At 70.1% G+C, this 22,812-nt stretch carries 15 protein-coding genes, 1 tRNA gene and 1 pseudogene; 12 read left to right on the top strand and 5 right to left on the bottom strand.

What is annotated here, in order from left to right; genetic code table 11:
- Positions 1-67: 67 nt before the first annotated feature.
- Positions 68-940 carry a hypothetical protein gene (locus TsocGM_RS18535; protein ID WP_126726954.1) on the bottom strand — a complete coding sequence of 291 codons (873 nt, stop codon included), beginning with the start codon at positions 938-940 and terminating at the stop codon, positions 68-70.
- A gap of 305 nt (positions 941-1,245) precedes the next feature.
- On the opposite strand from TsocGM_RS18535, the gene TsocGM_RS18530 reads away from it, so the two are divergent.
- The 3 genes from TsocGM_RS18530 (at position 1,246) to TsocGM_RS18520 (ending at position 4,239) form a co-directional block, all read left to right on the top strand.
- A complete protein-coding gene (locus TsocGM_RS18530; protein ID WP_126726953.1) occupies positions 1,246-1,491 on the top strand; it encodes a hypothetical protein in 246 nt (81 codons plus the stop codon).
- A 276-nt stretch (positions 1,492-1,767) separates the two neighbouring features.
- Complete coding sequence (locus tag TsocGM_RS18525) at positions 1,768-2,898, top strand: DUF1559 domain-containing protein (protein WP_126726952.1); 1,131 nt, start codon at positions 1,768-1,770, stop codon at positions 2,896-2,898.
- Positions 2,899-3,105: 207 nt separating this feature from the next.
- Positions 3,106-4,239 carry a tetratricopeptide repeat protein gene (locus TsocGM_RS18520; RefSeq protein WP_158633627.1) on the top strand — a complete coding sequence of 378 codons (1,134 nt, stop codon included), beginning with the start codon at positions 3,106-3,108 and terminating at the stop codon, positions 4,237-4,239.
- 195 nt (positions 4,240-4,434) lie between these two features.
- Here the strand turns inward: TsocGM_RS18520 and TsocGM_RS18515 are convergent.
- A tRNA-Pro gene (locus TsocGM_RS18515) sits at positions 4,435-4,509 on the bottom strand.
- 186 nt (positions 4,510-4,695) lie between these two features.
- Between TsocGM_RS18515 and pyrF the strand changes: the two genes are divergently transcribed.
- A complete protein-coding gene (pyrF, locus tag TsocGM_RS18510; protein ID WP_233579017.1) occupies positions 4,696-5,634 on the top strand; it encodes an orotidine-5'-phosphate decarboxylase in 939 nt (312 codons plus the stop codon).
- 544 nt (positions 5,635-6,178) lie between these two features.
- On the opposite strand, the gene TsocGM_RS18505 is transcribed toward pyrF, so the two are convergent.
- Positions 6,179-7,243, bottom strand: a complete 1,065-nt coding sequence (locus TsocGM_RS18505; RefSeq protein WP_126726949.1) for a DUF1559 domain-containing protein — start codon at positions 7,241-7,243, stop codon at positions 6,179-6,181.
- 216 nt (positions 7,244-7,459) lie between these two features.
- Here TsocGM_RS18505 and TsocGM_RS18500 point away from each other — a divergent pair, with 216 nt between their 5' ends.
- From TsocGM_RS18500 to TsocGM_RS18490, 3 genes are all read left to right on the top strand, one after another.
- A complete protein-coding gene (locus tag TsocGM_RS18500) occupies positions 7,460-8,845 on the top strand; it encodes a sensor histidine kinase (RefSeq protein ID WP_126726948.1) in 1,386 nt (461 codons plus the stop codon).
- On the top strand, positions 8,842-10,251 hold the full coding sequence (locus TsocGM_RS18495) for a sigma-54-dependent transcriptional regulator (protein ID WP_126726947.1): 1,410 nt from the start codon (positions 8,842-8,844) through the stop codon (positions 10,249-10,251). Before TsocGM_RS18500 ends, TsocGM_RS18495 begins: the two co-directional genes overlap by 4 nt.
- A gap of 383 nt (positions 10,252-10,634) precedes the next feature.
- Positions 10,635-12,182 carry a TolC family protein gene (locus tag TsocGM_RS18490; RefSeq protein WP_158633626.1) on the top strand — a complete coding sequence of 516 codons (1,548 nt, stop codon included), beginning with the start codon at positions 10,635-10,637 and terminating at the stop codon, positions 12,180-12,182.
- Positions 12,183-12,209: 27 nt separating this feature from the next.
- Here TsocGM_RS18490 and TsocGM_RS18485 read toward each other — a convergent pair whose 3' ends face one another.
- Positions 12,210-13,115 (bottom strand): cation diffusion facilitator family transporter, encoded by a 906-nt coding sequence (locus TsocGM_RS18485; protein ID WP_126726945.1) that lies wholly within the window; start codon positions 13,113-13,115, stop codon positions 12,210-12,212.
- A gap of 281 nt (positions 13,116-13,396) precedes the next feature.
- On the opposite strand from TsocGM_RS18485, the gene TsocGM_RS18480 reads away from it, so the two are divergent.
- From TsocGM_RS18480 to TsocGM_RS18465, 4 genes are all read left to right on the top strand, one after another.
- The gene (locus TsocGM_RS18480; RefSeq protein ID WP_126726944.1) at positions 13,397-14,506 is read left to right on the top strand and encodes a hypothetical protein; all 1,110 of its coding nucleotides are present in this window, start codon (positions 13,397-13,399) and stop codon (positions 14,504-14,506) included.
- A gap of 249 nt (positions 14,507-14,755) precedes the next feature.
- Positions 14,756-17,386 (top strand): DUF1553 domain-containing protein, encoded by a 2,631-nt coding sequence (locus TsocGM_RS18475; RefSeq protein WP_126726943.1) that lies wholly within the window; start codon positions 14,756-14,758, stop codon positions 17,384-17,386.
- Entirely contained in the window at positions 17,376-18,839 is a 1,464-nt protein-coding gene (locus TsocGM_RS18470; RefSeq protein WP_126726942.1) for a DUF1501 domain-containing protein, read from the top strand. The genes TsocGM_RS18475 and TsocGM_RS18470 overlap by 11 nt, the downstream gene beginning before the upstream one ends.
- Before the next feature lie 75 nt (positions 18,840-18,914).
- Positions 18,915-20,465 (top strand): serine hydrolase domain-containing protein, encoded by a 1,551-nt coding sequence (locus tag TsocGM_RS18465; protein ID WP_126726941.1) that lies wholly within the window; start codon positions 18,915-18,917, stop codon positions 20,463-20,465.
- Here the strand turns inward: TsocGM_RS18465 and TsocGM_RS18460 are convergent.
- Positions 20,447-21,334: an acetamidase/formamidase family protein gene (locus TsocGM_RS18460; RefSeq protein ID WP_126726940.1), complete on the bottom strand. Its 888-nt coding sequence runs from the start codon at positions 21,332-21,334 to the stop codon at positions 20,447-20,449. The two genes, TsocGM_RS18465 and TsocGM_RS18460, sit on opposite strands and share 19 nt — an antisense overlap.
- A gap of 134 nt (positions 21,335-21,468) precedes the next feature.
- Between TsocGM_RS18460 and TsocGM_RS18455 the strand changes: the two are divergent.
- Positions 21,469-22,464, top strand: a pseudogene (locus TsocGM_RS18455) (aldo/keto reductase).
- The last annotated feature ends 348 nt before the right edge of the window (positions 22,465-22,812 follow it).

The raw sequence follows: 22,812 nt of genomic DNA, 5'->3' as shown, positions 1-22,812 counted from the left end.
CTCGCCCCTCGATTCTCCGAGGGGCGTCCCCCCGGGTCAACGCCGGGCGCCCGAGACCGGGCGCCGATCAGTCGGCCATCGGGTGGGCTGGCGTCGTCGGTTTGGGCCGCTCCCGCAGCGCGAGCACTGCGAACAGGGCGACGCAGATCGCCACGCTGAGGCAGGCCGAGATCCGGGGGCCGGCCGCGGTGGGATGCGGCTCGTAGACCCGGACGTCGGAGAAGGCGATCGCGTTGATGACCTCGAACACGAACGTCCCGACGATTCCCCCGATCAGGCCGCCGACCAGGGCCGAAGGCAGCCGAGCCCCTCCCCCCAGCCCGATCCCGAGGGCCAACCCTCCCGCCAGCCCGACCATCGCCCAGATGACCCCGTGCGTCATCAACGGCAAGCCCAGGCCCGACTCCGGGGTGAGGAAGCGGAAGAACACCGGCCCCATCACCGCCGACGCTCCCGCCCCCGCGACCCCCCCCACGACCAGCCCGACCGCGGCCGCCTTCAGCCCCAAGGGGGCCGATCGCCGGGACAGCCCCGCCCCCAGGCCCATCGCCGCCCCGAGCAGCGCCCCGAGCAGACCGTTGGCCAGCGCCGAGTTCTTCACCTCCGCGGGGGGCTTGGTCCGCAACTCGAACTCGACGATCGCGTCTCTCTTCTCGTAGTTCCCCATCTGCTCGTATCCAGGGGGCTCGTTCCCCTCGAACTTCGGGTTGAACGGGCCCTCCCGCAGGTCTGACTTCGCCGAGGCGTAGGACAACTCGACACCGATCGCCGTGACGAGGCCGGCGAGCGTGGCCAACCCCAGGGTCCACGCCAGCAGCCCCCGGGGCGCACCCGGATCCGGCCGGGGACCAGGCCCGTCACCGTGCCCCTCCGGGGCCGGCGGGGGACCGCCTCCCGTGTCTGGGGCTGTCTGATGGTCTCGGCTGGTGCTGTCGGTCATGGCACGACCTCGTTCATGAGTGCATCGGCGCGAAAAGCAGGCGTGCTCGCGTGCCCTTCAGTGCCAAACTTCTTGTTGGGGAAAAAGAAAAAATGGTGTACTGGTCGGGCAAGAGGCGTTAGCCTACACGATCGGTATCCGATCGACCTTGGTCGTGCATCCACAGGTCTTCCAGCGCACGATACTTCTATAACGCGCCGGCCGGCGGAGAGCCATCTTCTCGCCCGGGTTCCCGGGCCTTGCATGACTCGTCCGCTCCGAGTGCGCTCGGAGCAGAACTCGGCTGTGTCCGGGGAAATCGCCCTATGAGGTTCATGAAAACCGTTCGCGTCCTGTTTCTTTTCCCGGTCGCAGCCGCGGCTGGGCTCCTTGTCGGCTGCGGCTCGGGCAATCCCAAGATCGCCGAGGCGCCGCCGTACGAACCCCCGCCGACCACGCCCGCGCCTCCGAAGATGAAGGGGCCCGATGGCACGTCTTATGAGTACGGCTCGAACCCCGATTATCAAGAGGCGATGGAGAAGATGAACGCGAGCCAGGGGCTCGGGCGCTGAGCCTGGTCTCTGACTGACGTTGGTGCCGGCCCTTCCGATCGGATGGAATCGGAGGGGCATGCCCCCGCGTCGGATCGAATCGTATCGTCATGTATCGATCGGAGATCGTGATGCGAGCGCACCGACGCCAACCTCAGGGGGGGCGGCGGCGCCGCGACTCGAGCGGATCTCATGATCGACCTGACGCTCCGGCCGCCCAGTTCACACCAGTGGGCATCGGGATAGCCGGGATCAGCCTCGAACCAATCGCTTCACACGTGAAGGAGGATTCGCCCCATGTGGCATTCATTCCGCCCCGAGCGACGACGCTCGGGTTTTACTCTGATCGAGCTGTTGGTGGTGATCGCCATCATCGGCGTCCTGATCGCCCTACTCCTGCCGGCCGTGCAAGCGGCGCGCGAGGCGGCGCGCCGCTCCCAGTGCACCAACAACCTCAAGCAGCTTGGGCTCGCGGTGGCCAACTACGAATCGGCCAACGGGTCCTATCCCGGGTCGTATCCGGGCACGCGTTATCCAAATCTGGAGATTTGTTGCGATTCGGGCTGGGGCGCCTGGAGCCCGCACATCATGCTCATGCCCTTCCTGGAGTTGAACAACGTCTACAACGCGTTCAACTTCTACACCACCGCCCAGGAAGATGAAGGAGCGATGTCCGGCCCGTTCCAGGCCACCGCCGCGATCACCAGGATCAACACCTTCCTTTGCCCCTCGTCGCCGCTGCCGGTGGGCAACTACTGGGGCTTCGGCTCCTGGACGGGCTCCAAGCGTTACCCGGGCAACAACTACTTCGCCTCGGTGGGGGCGAGCATCTCGCCGTGGTCGACAGCCAACCCGAACGGCCTCTTCATGCTCATGACCCACAACGCGAGCCAGCCGATCGGTGTTCGAGACGTGCTCGACGGCACCAGCAACACCGTCGCCTTCAGCGAGTGGCGCACCGGCGACTTCCAGGCATCGAAGCTCTCGATTCAGGACGTGATCAACCTCCGCGCCTCCCGGCCCAGCGGGATTGGCGAGTGGAACCATGTCAATAACAATATGCCCGCCGGGGCGGGCGTCTTCGACGACTTCCTCCAGGCGTGCGCCGGCGCCGCCCCGGCCACGCTCAACACGAACAACAACAAGAGCGGCCTTGGCCGAAGCTGGCTCGAGGGGCAACTCGGCTGGACGCTCGGCACCATGCTCCTGCCGCCGAACTCCAACTACCCGAACTGCAACATGCTCTCCTGGGGCGGCGACTTCGACGGCCCGGGCATGATCAACCCGAGCAGCTACCACTCCGGAGGCGCGAACGTCGCCTTCGCCGACGGCTCCGTGCGGTTCATCAAGAGCAGCACCAACCGCCAGGTCATCTGGGCGATCGCCACCCGGGATGTGGGCGAGGTGGTTTCCTCGGACCAGTACTGATCCTTGCGACCGGACGCGACGGCCGGCAACACCCTGGCCGTCGCGCTCCGGCCGCTCCGATTTCCCCTCGCGCTGGCGGGTGCTCCCGGCTCCCGCCGGCCCGGGTTTATTCCCGTCGACCGACCGCTCATGGATCAGACGAAGACGCTCCCTCCCCGTTCCGGACCCGGGGCCCCCGATCACCCGGAGAGGCGGAGACGGCTCCTGGTGTTCGGGCTCATCTCGGCTCTTCTGGTCGCCCTGCTCGGTGGCGGGCTCTCCCTCGTCCGCCAGCACTCCCTCCGTGAAGCCCATCGGCGCGACGAGGCCGCGATCCGTCGGGGCCGCGCTCTTCTGGAACTTGGAAGGCCGGATCGCGCCCTGGACGTCGTCGGGCCGATCGACGAATCGAGCCCGCTGCTGGCGGAAGCCCTCACGGTTCGGGGAATGGCCCTGGCTGCCCTGGATCGCGTCGAGGAATCGCGCCAGACGCTCGAGCGATCACTGCGGGTCGGCCCTGTGCAGCCGATGGCGGCCAAGGTCCTCGCGGCGATCTACTTCAGCCGAAGCGAGACCGATCGCGGTCTGAAGCTGCTCCGGCTGGCTTCCCAGATCGACCCGGCCGATTTCCGCCCCTGGTTTGCCACCGGGAAGGTCCTGATGATCCTCGACCGGCCGGCCGAGGCCGCCGACGCCTATGCCCGGGCGCTCGAGCTTCACCCCGGGGACCGCGACTCCCGGATCGGCCTGATCCGGGCCCTCGTGGCGTCGGGAGACGCCGACACGGCGACCCCCCACCTGGAGGCGGCCCTCCGGCAGGGGCCGAACGACCCCGAAGCCCTGGCCCTCGCCGCTCTCCTCGCGCTGGCTCGGGGAGAACCCGAGCACGCCCTCGATTATGCCGACCGCTGCCTGGCGATCGACCCGAGCCGTTCCGACGCCCTCCTCACCCGGGCTCGCATCCACCGGGCCTTCGGCCGAGCCGACCTCGCCCTGGCCGACGCCGAGGACGCCGTCCGGCTGGCCCCGAACGATCCCGCCGCGCTGAACTTCCTCGCCCTGGCCGAGGCCGCCGCCGGTTTTTCCGAGCGATCGCAAGCCACCTCGGCCCGGCACCGCGACCTGGTGGCCCGGATCGCCCGCATGCACGAGTTGACCGACCAGATCCAAGCCAACCCCGACGACCCCGAGCCCCGATGGCGGCTCGGCCTCGAGGCGCTCGAGGCCGGCGAGATCGAGCTCGCCCGCCAGAGCTTCCAGGCCGCCCTCGCCCTTCAGCCCGACTGCCCGCCCGCTCTCCAGGGCCTGGCCGCGCTCTCCCACCCGATCCCCGCTCTTCCCTCCTCCCCCGATTCTCCCTGACCGAAGGGCCCGACGCAGCTCGGCGCGGGAAGACTCCTCGGGATGCCCGGGAAGGCGAGCGGGCGGGCGGGCTTGTGGGATGACGCGGCTCCGCCTCGGAACCGGTCGACGACCGATCTTCGGAGGGTTGATGGCCGCGTCGACCGCCGGTCGAACTGGTGCCGATCTGGGAGGATCGGCGGGAGTTGAGAAAAGTCGGGGCGAGCCGATTTGAACGGCCGACCTCCTGCACCCCAAGCAGGCGCGCTAACCAGGCTGCGCTACGCCCCGATCCCGATCGCGACCCGGCCGAAGCCGGGGAGGAATCGGCAGACCCGGCATCCGCCGTCGGGGTTCGCGGGGTTGGCCGGCTGGCCAAGCGGGGTGGCGAACCCTAGGATGCAACCGAATCCGTGGCTGTATTCTAGGGAATTCCCGGGCCCTGTCAATGCGGCCTGTCAGGAGAGCGAGGGGATCGTGACGAACGCCGCCGACCGACTCATCAGCCGGATCCGAGCCAGGGGGAATGCCGTGGTCGTGGGAATCGACCCGAGGCCCGCGCAGTTGCCGGCCGAGATCCGGGATCGCTTTGCCAAGGACCGCGCCGGGATTGCCGGAGCGATCCGGGCCTTCGGCTCGGAGCTGATCGATGTGGTGGCCGGCCTCGTGCCTGCCGTGAAGTTTCAGTCGGCCTTCTTCGAGGAGTTCGGCCCCGAGGGGGTGCTCGCCCTGCACGAGAACGCCGCCGAGGCGAAACGACGCGGGCTGTTCGTCATCATCGACGGCAAGCGGAACGACATCGGCTCGACGGCCGAGGCCTATGCTCGGGGGTACCTCGGCCAGCCGCCCGGCAACGAGTCCGAAGGGCCGGCATGGGAGGCAGACGCCCTGACGATCAACCCGTATCTCGGCAGCGACGGCATCGTTCCCTTCGCCAAGGTGGCCGCCGAGCGCGGCCGAGGGCTGTTCGTGCTCGTGCGGACAAGCAACCCGTCGGCGGGTGACTTTCAAGACCTCATCGCCGAGGGCAAGCCGGTCTACCGCCATGTCGCCGATCGCCTGGTCGAGTGGGCGGAGCCGCTCCGGGGGGAATCGGGCTACAGCGCGCTCGGTGCCGTCGTGGGGGCGACTTATCCCCAGCAGCTCGCCGAGCTTCGGGCCGCGATGCCTGGGGTGATCTTTCTCATCCCCGGCTACGGCGCCCAGGGGGGCACCGCGGCCGATGTCGCCGCCGGCTGCAACGCGGACGGCCTGGGAGCGGTCGTCAACTGCTCGAGAGGGATTCTCTTCGCCTTCGAACGGCCCGACCTCCGCGAACGCTTCGGCAACGACTGGCGAGGCGCCGTCGCGGCCGCCGTAGGAGAAATGGTCGAGGACCTCGCCGCTCACACTCCAATGGGCAAACTGCGGGCCTGACCTCTCGTCTGGAAGGAATCCCGGGCTCATCCGCCGAATGCGTACCTGGCCTCGTGGGTCGCCAGGATCGTCCGCTTAAAGAACGTTCAGTCGCGCCTGCCAGACGTCTGTCGGCTCAGCCAGGATTGCCGGGTGGATCGCGTCGCTGTGCCCGAGAACCACACGCCGTCTGGAGCCTCGGGCGAAGGAGCCGGGTAGAACGTCGTCCTCGCCCATCCCGCTCCGCCATCGGTTGGAGCGGACGTTCGCCCGGCGGGGGAGGAATCATCTTCAGAGCAAGGACTCTGAGGACACGACGAGCCTCGGCAAGACGTTCGTCACGCGACCAGCTCCGAGAGGCCCTCCCATCGCTCGCGTCGGAGCCCGATCCGGAGGACGGCGCCGAGCCCGAGGGTTCCCCTTCGCCGGACTCCCCGGGAGCCGAGATCGGGCCGATCACCCTCGATCGCAGGTCGGTGGTCGGAGCCGATCCCTCCGGCAGTCTCGGAGGGGGACGGGCCCGGCCACCGACTCGGTGCGGGGCGGCAATCCGATCGATCCGGGATTAGTACGCGTCAGCGCTGACGACCTCGCCGCCGGCAACGGTCCCGAGGGCTCGCCAGGTGAAGCCGTCGATCGACTCCTTGATGAAGCGGACGGAGCCGTCGCCGAACAGGGCGTTGACGCCGCCAGGGTGGTAGCTGCGGGCGGTGATCGCGGCGAAGCTCATCCCCCCAATCTTCTCTCGACGGCTGTTGAGGTCGATCTCGGCGAATTCCCCGTTCGGCCCGCCCTGGATCCGCTTGTTCGGGGGCCAGGCGGTCGTGAAGCCGGCGTGGTGCACCCCCGACTCGACCCACTCGACGTGCCCCCCCTCGCTCGAGCCGTCTCGCAGGGCGCACCCGCCGCGGTACTCGGGGGCGACCGTGTAGGGGTCGGCGGTCGGCGGGGGGACGTTGCTGGCGTCGTAGGTCTTCCCCGGGCCGAAGTTCGAGAGCGTCCCGTCCCCGGTGCAGTCTCGATAATACGGGGTGTACGCCTTCCCTTCGGAGATCCAGAGGGTGTTGCTCAGCCCGTCCCGGAACTCGGCCAGTCGCCTCGACCTGTTCGGGCCGAAGGCCGACCGGTTCGGGATGTTCGACCCGGCGCCTCCCCAGACGAACCAGTCCCCCTCACAGAACCCGTAGTTGCAGACGTTCATCCGTCCGCCGACGTTGTGCGTGAAGTCCGGCCTGACCTCGCTCGGGCAGACCAGCAGGCTGATGTAGACGCTGGTGGCCGTCCGGTTCTGGCCTCCGGAGGAATACATGTCCACGTCGAAGTTCAGGCTGTTGAAGATGGTCCCCTGCTCGGCGAAGGGAAGGATGCGCGGGTGGGCGCCGAAGCTATTGGTCCAGAAGACGTTGGTGGGGCTGGTCCCGATGAGCACCAGCGTTGGGGGCAGCGTGCCGATCGTGTCGTTGTAGTTGTGCAGGGCCAGTCCTAGTTGCTTGAGGTTGTTGATGCACTGCGCCCGTCTCGCCGCCTCCCGAGCCGCCTGAACCGCGGGCAGCAGCAGGGCGATCAGAATGCCGATAATGGCGATCACCACGAGCAACTCGATGAGGGTGAATCCGCGTCGCTGGGTCATGGATCAATGGCTCCGGCTGCCATGGAACGGGACAATCGCCTCTGCCCCTTGGCAAGATTCGTGCCCCTGGGTTTGGTTCGGCGTAGAATAAACGGTCGAAACGGCTTGCGATGTCGGGGCCTGCGTCTCCTGGGTCTTAAAGCGGCGATTCGATCACCGATGCAGGCGATTTCGTGTCCACCCTTGCCCTCCGCGGACGCTTCCAGGACCCCCGGCGTGCGGCGGTCGATCCGAGCCCAGATCCTGATCCCGATTATCCTCATCCAGGCTGTCACCGTGGGGGCGATCACCCTGGCAACGGCGACCCTGGCCGCCCGGCGCGCGGAGCGCCAGGTCGTCGACCGCCTCGCCGGGGTGGTGGAGTCGCTGGGGAGGGCGAATTTCCCCTACACGCCGGGGGTGCTGGCCCTGATGCGGGGGCTCTCCGGGGCCGAGTTCGTCGCGTATGCGGCCGACGGCCGGCCGTCGGCCTCGAGCGTCCCCGGGTCGAGGGGAAGGCTCCCGAGCCTCGGCACGCTGCCGGCCGAGGCGACCCGCCTCGACGCGATCGGGGAGGCGCCGACGGTTCGGCTGGGGGAGGGGAGCTACCTCGCCGTGCTCCTCCCGGCCTCGGGGAGGGGCGGGGCCGAGTCGCTGCTGGTCCTCTATCCCGAGTCGAGCTGGCGGCAGGCGAGGAGAGAGGCCGCCTCTCCTCCGCTGCTGCTCGGGGGAGGAGCGCTGGCGGTCATGGCGGCGGTCAGCGGCTGGGTGGCGCACCGGATCGGCGGCCGGATCCGTCGGGTCGAGCGTCAGGTCGCCCGCATCGCGGCGGGGGAGTTCGAGGGGCTCGATCCGGGCCGGCAGCGGGACGAAGTGGCCGATCTCGTCCGGTCGATTAACGCCATGTGCCTCCAGCTCTCGGAGATGAGCCAGACGATCCGACGATCCGAGCGTGCCCGGCTGCTCGCCCAGCTCGCCGCCGGGTTGGCCCACCAGCTCAGGAACGCGTTGACGGGGGCCCGCATGAGCATTCAGCTCCACCTGAAGCGGCACCCGGCCCCCCCGGGAGACCGCTCGCTGGAGATCGCCCTGCATCAGTTGACGATCACCGAGGAGCAGGTCCGCGGCCTGCTCTCGCTGGGCCGGGTGGAGCAGCGAGCGGCCGGGCCCTGCGACCTGGGGGCGATCCTCCGAGACGTCGCCCTGCTGGTCGGCCCGGCCGGCGAGCACGCGAAGGTCGCCGTCTCCCTCCAGGACGGCCTGGGGCCCCTCCCCGTGGTGGCCGACGAGGCCGGGCTCCGGGCCGCGGCCCTGAACCTGGCCCTGAACGCCATCGAGGCGGCTGGGCCGGGAGGCAAGGTCCGGCTGGAGGCGGGACGAGAGGGAGACGAGGCCGTCCTCGAGGTCGGAGACACCGGGCCCGGGCCCCCCCCGGAACTGGCCGGGACCCTGTTCGAGCCGTTCGTCTCGGGGAAGCCCGAGGGGGTGGGGCTGGGACTGGCCCTCGCCCACCAGGTGGCCTCCCGGCACGGGGGCTCGCTCTCCTGGGGGCGCGAGCGGGACGAGACGCGATTTCGCCTGGCGATTCCCCTCGCCGGGCCGGCTGGGAAGGAGACGCGATGAGCCGCATCCTGATTGTCGACGACGAGCCGAGCATTTGCTTCGCCTTCCGAGAGTTCCTCGCCGACGAGGGGCATGACGTCGCCGTCGCCTCGACGGCTGAGGAGGGGCTCCGCCTGGCCGAGGGCGACCCGGTCGACGCCGTCGTGCTCGACGTCCGACTGCCCGGCAAGGACGGCCTCTCGGTGCTTCCCGAATTCCGAGACCGGGTCGGCCCCGCTCCCATCGTGATCATCACCGCCTTCGGCAGCCTGGACACCGCCGTCCGAGCGATGGAGGGGGGCGCCTTCGACTACCTGGTCAAGCCGTTCGACCTGGACCGCGCCTCCGCCGTCGTCTCTCGGGCCCTGGAGTCTCGCCATCGTCGGACGCTCGCCCCGGGGCCTTCTCAGGAGGACCGCGAAGGGACGATCATCGGCAGCTCCCCCGCGATGCAGGATTTGTTCAAGCGGATCGCGCTGGTCGCTCCGGCCGATGTCCCCGTGCTCATCACCGGAGAGAGCGGCACCGGGAAGGAGCTGGTCGCCCGGGCGATCCACCGGCACAGCCCCCGGAGGGGAGGCCCGTTCGTGCCTGTTTGCCTGGCGGCCCTGAGCCCCAGCCTGGTGGAGCGCGAGCTGTTCGGCCACCTCAAGGGATCGTTCACCGGCGCCGACCAGGACCGCAAGGGGCTGCTCGAGCTGGCCTCGGGCGGGACGGTGCTCCTCGACGAGATCGGCGACGTGCCGCTCCCCCTCCAGGTGAAGCTGCTCCGGGCGTTGGAACATCGCGAGATCACCCCGGTGGGCGACGCCCGCCCCCGCCCGACCGACATCCGGATCGTCGCCGCGACGAACCGCCCCCTGGGCGACCTGATGCGATCGGGCCAGTTCCGCGAGGATTTGTTCTTCCGGCTCAGCGTCTTCCCGATCCACCTCCCTCCGCTCCGAGACCGGCGTGAGGACATCCCCGAGCTGGCCGAGCACTTCCTCCGATCGGCCCGGACACCGGAGGCCTCTGGGCTGCGGTTTGGGCCGAGGTCGCTGGAGGAGCTGAAATCCCGTCCCTGGCCAGGGAACATCCGAGAGCTGCGCAACGCGGTCGAGCACGCGGCCATTGTCGCCCGGGGCCGCACGATCCAGCCCGAGCACCTTCCACCCCCCCCGGCCGCCGGCCCGGACCACCCGGACGGGCCGGGGCCCAACGACGTCGGGCCCCGGCTCTCCGACTGGGCGCGTCGGGAAGCCGAGCAACTCCGCGGCCTCCCGGGAGCGTCGGATCTGTACGACCGCTTCCTTGGCCTCGCCGAGCCTCACGTCCTCCGAGCCGTGCTGGAGGCATGCCAGGGCAACCGGGCCCGGGCCGCCCGGGTCCTCGGCATCCACCGCGCGACGCTCCGGCAGAAGCTGAATCGGTACGGGATCGGCTGATCCTCGGCACCGGCCGCGAGCGGGATGGTCGACCGTTGGGCAGGGGGAGCGGAGGTCGAGGGTCGACCCCGGTCCCCGGTGCCGGGGTCGAGACGACCCAGGCCTGCCCGGGGTTCCTTGGATCCGCGGATCCGCGATCGGCGGATCCCGGCATGACGCTGCCTCATCCCGCCCCCTCGGGTCGGGCGACGGGAGCCGGGAGGGGGCCGGAGGTGCCGGTCGTGCCGGTGGTACCGGCCGAATCCCGGCCCGATCCCGACGAGCCGGGGACTCCACCGGCGATCCGGACGATGGAACGGGAGAGGCGGCGGGCACGATCGGACCCTCGGTCGCCGGCAGGACGCTCGGCGACCCCCCTCCGCCCGGCAGGGAGGCCAATTGTCGTGAAGCCCATCATCCGATTCTCGGCGATCCTGGCGATCGTCGTCGCCCCCGCGACGGCGGCGGCCCAATCGCCTGGTTCTGGGGGCTCGCTGCTGGGGGAGGCCCCCGGCTCCGGAGGCCGGGCCCTCGGGGCTGGCCCCGGGGAGCAGCGGGAGATCCTCGGCGGCCGGACCGGCCCGAGCGTCCCTCGGGTGCCCCAGGGGATCACCCGGCCGGGCCAGCCGTTCGACGCCCAGCAGGGGGGCGGACTCCAGCTCCCTCCGGCCCTCCCCGAGGCCGGGCTTCCCATCTACGGTCGCCTGGACGTCCCCGTCACCGCCGAGGACGAGGGGCCTCCCGACGGCCTGACCCTCGATCAGGCGATCGACCTGTTGCTGCAGGCCAACCTGGAGCTCCAGGCCAAGGCGCTGGAGATCCCCAAGGCCGAGGCCGATGTGCTCACCGCCGGCCTCTGGGCCAACCCCCTGCTCTACTTCGACACCCAGTTCGTCCCCTACGGCAGTCTCGCCAATGAGGCCGGGCCAACGCAGTACGACCTGAACATCACCCACCCCATCGACCTGAACGGCAAGTGGCGGCGCCGGACCGAGGTCGCCGTCCGGGCCAAGGACGTCGTCGGGGCCCAGTTCCAGGACGCGGTCCGCCTCCAGGTCGACAACCTCTACACCGCCTGGCTCGATGCCCTGGCCGCCCGGGAGACGATCCGATACCTGAGGGCGAGCCTCGACGGCCTCGCCGAGCTCCTCCGGGCCACCGAGGCGCTCCGGGACCAGGGGGCCGCCGTCCAGGCCGACGTCAGCCGCGTCGAGATCCTCCGGGACAGTACCGAGGTCGCCCTGTTGGAAGCCGAGGAGACGTCCATCGACGCCCGTCGCACGCTGGGCGTCCTCCTGAACCTCCCCCCGGCCGAGTCCGACTTCCTGGAGCTCCGGGGGGCGCTCCAGCCTCCCGACGCCCCCCTGCCCCCTTCCGACGAGCTGATCCAGATGGCCCTCACCACCCGCCCCGACCTGGCCGCCTTCCGGTTGGGCGTCGAGCGGGCCCGTGCCGAGGTTCGGCTGGCCGAGGCGAACCGCTTCCAGGACGTCTTCCTACTCTACCAACCGTACACGTATCAGGATCCCATCAATCCCCTGGGGAGCAACGGATCCCACACCTCCTGGGCCATTGGCCTGACGATCCCGCTCCCGATCTACGATCGCAACCAGGGAAACATCCGGAGAGCCCGCCACACCGTCGATCAGACAAAGCTCCAGCTCGCCGACCTCGAGCGCCAGGTCGTCGCCCAGGTCCGTCGCGCCGAGCGGGCCTACGTCGTCACGGCCGAGTCCGTCCGAAGGCTGGAGGAGGAGATCCTGCCCGGCGCTCGGACCTCCCTGGAAACGAGCGAGCAGCTCTACCGATCGGGCGAGCGCGATCTGATCTCCTACCTGGAAGCCCTCCGCTCCTACAACGAGATCGCCCGCCAGTACCGCGATTCCCTGGTCCGTCACCGGCGGGCCACGCTCCGGCTCAACACCGTCGTCGGCCTTCGGATCTTCCCCTGATCGGCGGGAGGGACCTCGGGGGGGGGATCACACCGCCCCCTGGCCGGCCTGGCCGCACACCCCGGGAGGGCGACGCTCCACCTGGATCGTCGCGTGCTCGATGCCGAATCGGTCATGAAGCCCGGCGCCGATCCTCGACAGCAGCTCGTCGTCGTCATCGCTGCCGGATCCCGGTTTCAGGAGGTGGGCGGTGAGGGCGACCTCGGTTGTGCTCATCGCCCAGATGTGCAGATCGTGCACGTCCTCGACCCCCTCGATCCCTTCGAGGTAGGAGCGGACCGCCTTCGGGTCGATCCCCTCCGGGACGGCCTGCATCGCCAGGTTGAACGACTCCCGCAACAGGCCCCACGTCCCCGAGAAGATCACGACCGCGATGACCAGGCTGGTCGCCGGATCGATCCACGCCCATCCGGTCCACCGGATCCCCAGCCCCGCGACCACCACGCCGACCGACACCCCCGCGTCGGCCGCCATGTGCAGGAACGCTCCCCGGATGTTGAGGTCCCGCTCTCGGCCCTTGAGGAACAGCAGCGCCGTCGCGGTGTTGATGACGACCCCAACAGCCGCCACCACGACGATCGTCAGCCCGGCCGGCTCCACCGGCTCGAACAGCCGACGCATCGCCTCCCAGGCGATCCCTCCCACGGCCACCAGCAGAATCAGTCCGTTGAACAGCGCGGCCAGGATCGAGGAGCCCCTCCAGCCGTAGGTATGCCGTTCCGTGGGCCGGATCCTCGCCAGCGCGGCGCCTCCCCAGGCCAGCAGCAGGCCGATCACGTCGCTCAGATTATGCCCGGCATCGGCCAGCAGCGCCAGCGAGTTCGCCCAGAGCCCGAACCCCGCCTCGACGAGAACGAAGGCGACGTTCAGCGCCACCCCGACCGCGAAGGCCCGGCCGTGCTGGCCCGTCCCGAGGTCATGCGAATGCGGCATTAGTCGGTCCTCCCCCGGGTCGCTCGGCCTGACTGCCGGCGGTGCCGGCTCCCTGGCATCGAACCACACGAGCCCTCGCGGATCCAAGGGGCTCCTCCCGGGTGAGGAATCCCCAGACGACCTTCCCTCCGCCAAGCCAATTGGGGAAGGGCCGGCGAGGCGGAGCCCCCCGGGTGAGCGTTTTGATTCGATCCTCGGTCGGATAGCATGGCCCCTCGAAGCCCGGGGGCCGGCCGATCGAGGCCGACCGGGCTGGCCTCCCGACCGATCGAGGTCCTTCTATGTCTTCGACCGTCCTGCCCGCCGCCGGTTTCCTGTTGCTCTGCTCGCCGATCGTCCTGGCCCAGGACGTCGGCGACGATTGGGTCACCGTCACCGAGGACGACCGGGCCATCACCATCGAAACCGACCTCCTCGCCGCCACCATCCCCAAGCGCGACCCGAAGCACTGGATGACCGGCATCGAGAAGGGCTCCTTTCTCGACAAGACCACCGGCTTCCGAGAAGCGGGCGACGGCCTGATGGTCATCGACTGGCTGATGGAGCCCGGCAGCGATGAGGCCTGGCAGGAGCAGGTCTTCGCCCCCGACGGCCACGGCGTCGGCCGCTACACCTGGTTCGAGAACGAGACGGATCCAGCCCGCCGCGAATACGCCCTGATGGCCCACGGCAGCAGCCACCGCAAGCGGATGGTCGAGGGTCCTCAACTCTGCCACCGCATGAAGCCCGTCCAGCCCGAGGTCATCCGCGGGAAAGACTTCGTTGCCGTCCGCACCTCCTACCGCTTCGAGTACGCCGCCCCCGGCCGAACCCCCGGCTCGCGTTGGACCCAACTGGTCGTCTTCCCGAAAGGGGCGCGGTACTTCGTGCTGATGGACCGGGTTGAAAGCGCGAACGACTCCCCCGAGCTGTTCCTCCGCAACGACACCCCCGGCTGCATCCGGCACGACCGCGGCGACACCTTCAGCGAGATCTACCTCAGCTACCTCGGCGGCCCGGACGGGGTCCGCATCCCCTCCTCCGAGTTCTTCTCCCCCTTCCCCCCCGACCTGAAGTTCGGCTACCGCCGGGATACCCACCGCACCCCCTCGTCGTTCATTCGAGCCTACCGCCTCCGAGACCCGGAAACCGGCGCCGATGGCCCCTGGCTGGCCGGCCTGACCCTCGACCCAGAGGTCGTCTACGAGGCCTGGTGCAGCCAGCGCCCCGGCGGGATCATCGTGATGATCGAGGAGATCCACGGCCGACCCACCCGGGCCGGCGACGTCTTCAGCGCCGCCCACATTGTCGGGTTCTTCGATTCGATCCCCGAGATGCACGAACTGTACGACCGCTGCCAGGGCCACACGGTCGTCACCGTCGACGCCGACGGCTGGCGGTTTGGCCCCTGACCGCTCCCCGATCCCCCGGTCCCCGAGGACCGGGCCTGGATCGCCCCCCTTCCCTCGACGACCCGGGCGGGCCCCGCTTCCCGACCCCCGATCCAACCGGAACGCCGGAACGGGGCTGACAACCGCCCGGTTGTTGTGCAAGAATTCAACAGGGGCGCCGCCAGGGGCGCCCGGGCTGGGGCGACCGGGAGGCCGAAGGGCCCTCGGCCTCCCGATCGGCCGCCAGGGGCCGAAACCCGGAGGGGAAGGATGATCAGTGTGGGGCTCCGGTCGGCGGTCGCATTGCTCCTCGCCGTGTCGGGAGGGGAGACGGGGGCGAGTGACCCCCCGACGTTCGAGCGGGACGTGAGGCCGATCTTCAAGGCGTACTGCCTCGACTGCCACGGCGGTGAGGAGGAGCTGAAGGGAGGCCTCGACCTCCGCCTCCGCCGCTTCACCGAGCGGGGAGGCGTGAGCGGGCCGTCGATCGTCCCGGGGGATCCGGCCGACAGCCTCCTGCTGTTCCGGCTCCAGGACGGCGAGATGCCTCCTGGCGAGAAGAAGGTGCCGGCCGACCAGGTCGCCATCATCGAGCGCTGGATCGCCGCCGGGGCGCCCACCCTGCGCGACGAGCCCGAGTCGCTGCCTCCCGGCATTGGGATCACCGAGGAGGATCGCTCCTACTGGGCCTTCCAGCCGATCCGACGCCCCGAGCCGCCCTCGGTTGTCCCCTCGGATCGGGTCCGAACGCCGATCGATGCGTTCGTCCTGGCCCGGCTCCAGGAGCACGGGCTCGACTTCGCTCCCGAGGCCGACCGGCTGACCCTCCTCCGCCGCGCCAGCGCCGACCTGACCGGCCTCCCCCCTTCGCAGGAGCAGATCGACGCCTACCTCTCCGACGATTCGCCGGACGCTTACGAACGGATGGTCGATCGCCTGCTCGACTCCCCGGGCTACGGGGAGCGCTGGGCCCGGCACTGGCTCGATGTCGCCGGTTACGCCGACTCCGACGGGAATGGATCGGAGGACACCCCGCGCCCGTATGCGTACAAGTATCGCGATTATGTGATCCGGGCTCTGAACGCCGACGTGCCGCTCGACCGCTTCATCGTCGAGCAGCTCGCCGGAGACGAGCTGGTTCCCCGGCCCTGGAAGGACCTCTCCCCCGAGCAGGTCGACACGCTGGCCGCGACCGGCTTCCTCCGCAATGTCCCCGACACGACCTCGACCGGGGCGCCCGACGAGGCCCTGGCCTCGAACCAGGTGGTGGCCGACGCGCTGAAAGTCGTCGGATCGGCGCTGCTGGGCCTGTCGGTCGGCTGCGCCCAGTGTCACGACCACCGCTACGACCCCATCCCCCAGGCCGACTACTACCGCCTTCGAGCCGTCTTCGAGCCCGCGCTCGACCCCCAGCACTGGCGTCGCCCTGGCCAGCGGCTCGTCTCGCTGATGACCGACGAGCAGCGTGCCCGGGCCGAGGCGATCGAGGCCGAGGCCCAGCAGCTTCAGAAGGCGGTCGCTGAGAAGACCCAGGCTTTCATCGCCGAAGAGCTGGAGAAGGTCCTGGAGAGCTATCCCGAGGAGTTGCGCGACGCTCTCCGGACCGCCAACTCCACCCCCCCCGGCGATCGGACCGAGGAGCAGAAGGCCCTGCTCGCCGCGCACCCGAAGGTCAACGTCAACGCCGGCACCCTCTACCTCTACAACCAGAAGGCCGCCGACGAGCTGAAGGCCGATCGCGACGCCGTGGCCGCGAAGCGCGCCGAGAAGCCGGTCGAGGACTTCGTGAGCGTGCTCGACGAGGTCCCCGGCATCCTGCCCGAGACTCGCCTGTTTCACCGCGGCGACCACCGCCAGCCGACCGATCCGGTTGGCCCCGGCGGCCTGACCATCGCCGCCCCTCAGGGGGAGCGCCTGGAGCTGCCGGCCGACGATCCCGACCTCCCCACCTCCGGGCGCCGCCTCGCCTATGCCCGCGATCTGACCAGCGGGACTCACCCGCTCGTTGGCCGGGTGCTGGCCAATCGCATCTGGCTCCACCACTTCGGCCGGGGCCTGGTCGACACCCCCGGCGACTTCGGCGTGCTCGGCCGGCGGCCGACCCACCCGGAGCTGCTCGACTGGCTGGCCTCCGAGCTGGTCCGCCAGGGCTGGAGCCTCAAGCGGATGCATCGCTTGATCATGACGTCGACCGTTTATCGCCAGTCCTCCCGCCGAAATCCGTCGCACGACGCGATCGACTCGGACAACGCTCTCTATGGCCGCTTCCCCGTCCTCCGGCTCGACGCCGAGGCGCTGCGCGACCGCATCCTCGCCGTCAGCGGCCGGCTCGACCTCACACCGTTCGGCCCTCCGGTGCCGGTGTCGGAGGACGCCGTCGGCCAGGCGGTCCCGGAGGGGAACTCCCCCCGCCGCAGCATCTACCTCCAGGTCCGCCGCAGCCGCCCCGTCTCGTTCCTGACCGCGTTCGACGCCCCCGTGATGGAGGTCAACTGCGACCGAAGGTCGCCCAGCACCTCCGCCCCTCAGGCGCTGACGCTCATGAACAGCGACTTCCTCGTCGGAGAGGCGCAGGCGATGGCCGACCGGCTCCTCTCCGAGACGCCAGCGGACTTCGCGACCGACCGAATCGGGTCGGACGAATGGAACGCGGACGGGGCCTTCCGGGGGCCTTCGGGCGCGACGATCCCGCAGATGATCGCCCGGGCGTGGACCCTGGCCTACCAGCGGCCGATCGATCCGGACGAACTCGACCTGGCGCTCGCCTTCGTGGCCGACCAGATCGAGGCGGTCGACCCGGCCGAGTCCGAGTCCGAGTCCGAGGGAGGCCGGGAGCGGTCGGCCCTGACGCACCTGTGTCATCAACTCCTCAGCTCCAACGAGTTCCTGTATGTCGACTGAATTCCCGCGATGGACGCGCCGCTCTCTGCTGGCGAACACCGGGTTCGGCGTCGGTGCGCTGGCCCTGGCCTCGCTCCTGGAGCGGGACGGCGCGCTGGCCGAGACCCCGCGGAAACCGGGCGAGAACCTGCCGCTGAATCTCGATCCCCGGCCCCCGATGTTCGCCCCGAAGGCCGAGGCGATGATCTCGCTGTTCATGCACGGCGGGCCCTCGCACGTCGACCTGCTTGACCCCAAGCCCGAACTCTCCCGCTTGCACGGGAAGGACTACGGCGGCGAGGTCGTCTACAGCTTCGTCAATCGGGCGACCAAGGCGCTGCTGGGCTCCCCTTGGCGATTCTCGAAGCGGGGGGAGTGCGGCACCGAGGTTTCCGAACTGCTCCCGGAGCTTGGCGGCATCGTTGACGACGTGTGCGTCATCCGGTCGATGCACACCGGGCACAACGGGCACGAGGTCTCGATCCGATACTTCCACGGCGGCATCGCTGGCGTTACCGGGCGGCCGACGATGGGGAGCTGGATCGTCTATGCCCTGGGCAGCGAGTCGCGCGAGCTGCCGGCCTACATGGTCCTCTCCGACCCGGAAGGCCACCCGGTCGATGGCACGCACAACTGGTCCAGCGGCTTCATGCCGCCGCTCTACCAGGGGACCGTCCTCCGGCCCAAGGAGCCCCGCATCCTCAACCTCGACCCGCCCCCCTCCGCCCGGGGAGCGGTCCAGGACCGCAACCTCGACTTCCTCGACCGCCTCAACCGCCGCCACCTCGAACGCCACCCCGGCGAGGCCGACTTGGAGACGCGCATCAGGAGCTACGAGCTGGCCGCCTCGATGCAGACCGCCGCCAAGGAGGCCCTCGACGTCTCGGAAGAGCCCGAGTCCATCCGGCGCCTGTACGGGCTCGACCACGACGAGACGAGGGAATACGGCACCCGCTGCCTGATCGCCCGACGCCTGGTCGAGCGCGGCGTCCGCTTCGTCCAGTTGTTCCTCGGCGGCCAGCCCTGGGATAATCATAGCTCCATCAAGTCGACCCTGCCCGCCATCTGCCGGCGCACCGACCGACCCGCCGCGGCCCTGGTCAAGGACCTCAAGCAACGCGGGCTGCTCGACACCACGATCGTCCACTGGGGAGGTGAGATCGGTCGCCTCCCCGTCACCGAGGGGGCGCTCGACGACAACGCCGGCCGAGACCACAACGGCCAGGGCTTCTCCATCTGGATGGCCGGCGGCGGCATCAAGGGCGGCACGACGTTCGGCGCGACCGACGAGGTCGGCCACCGGGCCGTTGAGGACGTCGTCACCCCGAACGACTTCCAGGCCACGGTCCTCCACCTGCTCGGCCTCGACCACGAGCGTCTTGCCTACCACGCCAACGGACGCGAGTATCATCTGACCGACGGCCGCCCGGCCCGGATCATCCGAGAGATCCTCCAGGCCCCGCCGCCGGCCTGATCCCCTGTCCTTCCCCGGCCGCCGGGTCCCGGAGCCTCCGGCGGCCGGAAGCGTCCTTCGAGGATCGATCGAACGATGCCATTTTCCCGAGTCCGGCTCTTGGTGCTCGGATCGGCCCTCCTCGCGACGGCCCCGGTCCGGGGCGTCGACATCCCGGCCCCCCCGGAGTTCGCCGAGCCCCGGGCGTTCATCGAGGCCCAGGTGGCTGAGGGCCGCTCGCCGTCGGTTGCGGTCGCGGTCGTCCGAGACGGCGAGGTCGTCTGGGCCGAGGGGTTCGGCGTCGCCAACCTGGAGGCCGGGACGGCCGCCTCCGCCGACTCGATCTACTGGCTGGCGTCCGTCTCCAAGCCGATCACGGCGACCGGCCTGATGGTCCTGGTCGATCGCGGCCTGGTCGACCTCGACGCCCCGGCCAACCGCTACCTCCCCGGCGAGACGCTCCGGGCTCCGCTCGGCTCGGCCGACGCGATGACCGTCCGCCGCCTGGCGAACCACACCTCCGGCCTCCCCCTGCACTACCAGTTCTTCTACGACGGCCACCGGCCCCCGCCCATGGACGAGACGATCCGACGGTACGGCTTCGCCTCGAAGCCGCCGGGGTCGGCCTGGGAGTACTCGAACCTCGGCTTCGGGATCCTCGGCTACATCACCGAGGTCGTCTCCGGGACGCCCTGGCCGGAGTTCATGGAACGGGAGGTCTTCGACCCGATCGGCATGACCCGCACCTCCAACCGAGTCCGGCCGGGATTGGAGGCCGACGCCGCCGTCCCCTACACCCGGGACGTGGGGGGCCGGTTCGTACCGGTCGGGCATTACGACTTCGACCACCCCGGCGCCTCGACCATCTGGAGCAGCGCCAACGACCTCTCCCGCTTCGCCCTGCTCCACCTGAACGGCGGAGCGCTGGACGGCGTCCGGCTGCTGAGCGAGGAGGCGGCCCGGAAGATGCGGGAGCTGACCGGCCGCCGCTCCCCGGATTCCGGCACCGGGATCGGCTGGGCGGTCGGGACCGACATCGGGCGCCGAGTCCTCTCGCATAGCGGAGGCATGCCGGGCGTCTCGACGTATGTGAAACTGTACCCCGATGATCAGGCCGCGGTCATCGTCCTCCGCAACGGCGACGGCTTCGACGTCACCGGAGCGATCGCCGACCGGATCACCGATGCGCTCGACCTCGGGCCGGGAGAGCCGCCGCCCCCCCCCGATCCGACCGGGCAGGAGGCCCCGGATCCGACCGAGGGAGCCCCCGACGACTGGATCGGCTCCTGGGCCGGCCTCCTGGCCGATCCCGACCGGGGGGACCTGCCGGTGAGGCTGGAGGTCGAGGCCCCCGACTCCGCCCGGGTCGCCTTCGGCTCCGAGCCGCCCAGGCGCCTGGTCAGCCTCTCGGTCGAGGGGGATCGGCTGGTCGGCCATGTGGTCGGGACCTTCCGGACGCAGCCCTACTACCACGGGCCGACGACAATCGAGTTCCACCTGGACCGCCGCGGCGATCGTCTCACCGGGGTGGCCCGAGCGTTCGCGTTGGGCTACTTCGCCCTGCCCTACTGGGTCGATCTGTCTCGGCAGGAGGATGCCTCGGGAGACGACGAGCCGGACGGCTCCGATCAGCCCCCGCCGAGGTAACGCCGCTCGATCTTGGCGGCCACGGTGCCGATGCCGTAGTAGCCGACCGAGATGCGGGCGACGTGCGTGAGGATGTCGTAGGCCCGCCAGCGGTCCCAGCCGAAGTCCGATTCCATCCAGAGGATCAGTCGGGCGAACGCCTCGGCGGTGGAGCGCTCCATCGGACAGCCGGTGGCGACGGCCATGATCTCATCGGGCGCCTCGATCCGGGGGCCAGGGATGCGGAGCCCCTTGCGCAGGTTCACGGTGATGATCGACTCGGCCGGCATCTCCAGGCCCGTGGCCGACAGCTCGCCGTGCCCCATGGCCGCGTGGGCGTCTCCCAGGTAGAGATAGCCGCCGGGGACGAACACCGGGAGGACCACCGTGTTGCCGGGACAGACCTCGATGAGGTCCATGTTCCCCCCGTGAGGGCCGGCCGGGGCGGTGGAGGGGACTCCCCAGTCGGGGGCGGTGCCGATGCAGCCGAGCATGGGCGCGTAGGGGATGGTGATGCCGTCTCCCCAGTGGATCAACCCATTCTCGATCTTGCAGACGTGGGTGCCGTGGGGGCAGTCGGTGCCGAGCCACTCGCAGAGCTGCTTCGGGTCGGCGGTGCGGGTGGCGCACTGGCCGATCGCGGGGCGGATCTCGTGGATGGTGACGGCCAGCGCGTCTCCCGGCTCGGCCCCCTCGACCCAGATCGGCCCGTTCAGGGGGTTGCCGAAGGGCATGGCCACCTTGTCCCGGCGGTCGGCATCGGTGCGGATCTGGCCGGAGAGGGCGTCCTCGCTGGAGACGGCCAGCGTCTCCCCCGGCTCGATCCGGGCGCGGGGCTCCAGATGCCGGGTGAACTCGTAGACCAGCGATCCGATCGGGATGGACTTCATCTCGGGCATCTCCTCGGGGTTTGGCGACCTCGGATCGAGCAACGGCATACCAGGGCGAGGCCCCTTCGGATAGAGTGTGCCGGCGAGGGTGAGGGGGGCGGCCCTCCCGGATCGGAGTCACGAGCGAGGGGGAGATGGACACGGTCACCCTGGGGAACTCGGGCCTGGTCGTCTCCCGGATCGGGCTGGGGCTGGCGGCGCTCGGCCGGCCGGGCTCCATCAACCTCGGTCACGCCGACGACCTGGAGGCCGGTCGGGACGAGTCGGCGATGGAGGCCCTCGCCTTCGCCGTGCTCGACGACGCCTTCGAGGCCGGCGTCCGCTACGTCGACGCCGCCCGGTCCTACGGGAGGGCCGAGGCGTTCCTCTCGGCCTGGCTGGCTCGCCGGGGGATCGGGCCGGAGGACGTGACGATCGGCTCGAAGTGGGGATACGTCTACACGGCGGGCTGGCGGGTCGACGCCGACCGGCACGAGGTGAAGGACCACTCGGTCGAGAACCTCCGCCGCCAGTGAGCCGAGAGCCGGGCCATCCTGGGCGGACACCTCGACCTGTACCAGATCCACTCCGCCACCCTGGAGAGCGGCGTTCTCGATGACCCGGCGGTGCTGGCCGAGCTGGCCCGCTTGAAAGGAGACGGGATGCGGATCGGCCTGTCCCTGTCCGGCCCCCGGCAGGGGGAGACGCTGTCGCGGGCACTCGACACGGAGGTCGACGGCGCCCGGCTGTTCGACGTGGTCCAGGCCACCTGGAACCTCCTGGAATCCTCCATCGGCCCGAGGCTGGCCGAGGCCCGGTCGATGGGCCTGGGGGTGATCGTGAAGGAAGCCCTGGCCAACGGCCGGCTGACTAGCCGAAACGACGACCCGACCTTCGCCCCCCCCCGAGCCGTGCTGGAGCAGACCGCCGATCGGCTGGGCACGACCCTCGACGCCCTCGCGCTCGCCGCCGCCCTGGCCCTCCCCTGGGCGGACGTGGTCCTGAGCGGGGCGGCGACGGTGGAGCAGCTCCGATCGAACCTGGGGGCCCTCGCCGTCCCCTGGGATCCCCTCGCCGACGAGGCCCTCGCCCAACTGGCCGAGCCTCCCGAGGAGTACTGGTCGACCCGGTCTCGCCTCCCCTGGAACTGATCCCCGGGCGCCTGGCTCGGCACGCGACGCGCGTCCAGGACGACACTCGGACGGCGACCGGTGCGCCGGCATCGACGCGGTCGGTGCGCCTTCGGTGCGCTGGGGCCGATTGACGGAACCTGTTGACCTGTCAAAGAAATCGCGGTGTCCATTGAAACTATGAGAGGGGAGGTCGAGCCGACGGGGCCCGGGGCCCCGAGCCGGTGGAAGACTGGAGGTGCAGAACCGAACTCCTGCCCCACCGAACCGGAGGACTCCCGTGCACCACGTCGGCATCGACCTCCACAAGAAGACCATCGTCCTGTGCGTCCTCGACGATCAGCTCAAGGTCGTCGCCCGACGCAGCTT

This window comes from Tautonia sociabilis (assembly GCF_003977685.1).
In the GTDB taxonomy this organism is placed as follows: Bacteria; Planctomycetota; Planctomycetia; order Isosphaerales; family Isosphaeraceae; genus Tautonia; species Tautonia sociabilis.
Note: the sequence above shows the minus strand (reverse complement) of the source record. Positions and strands in the feature narration are given on the sequence as shown.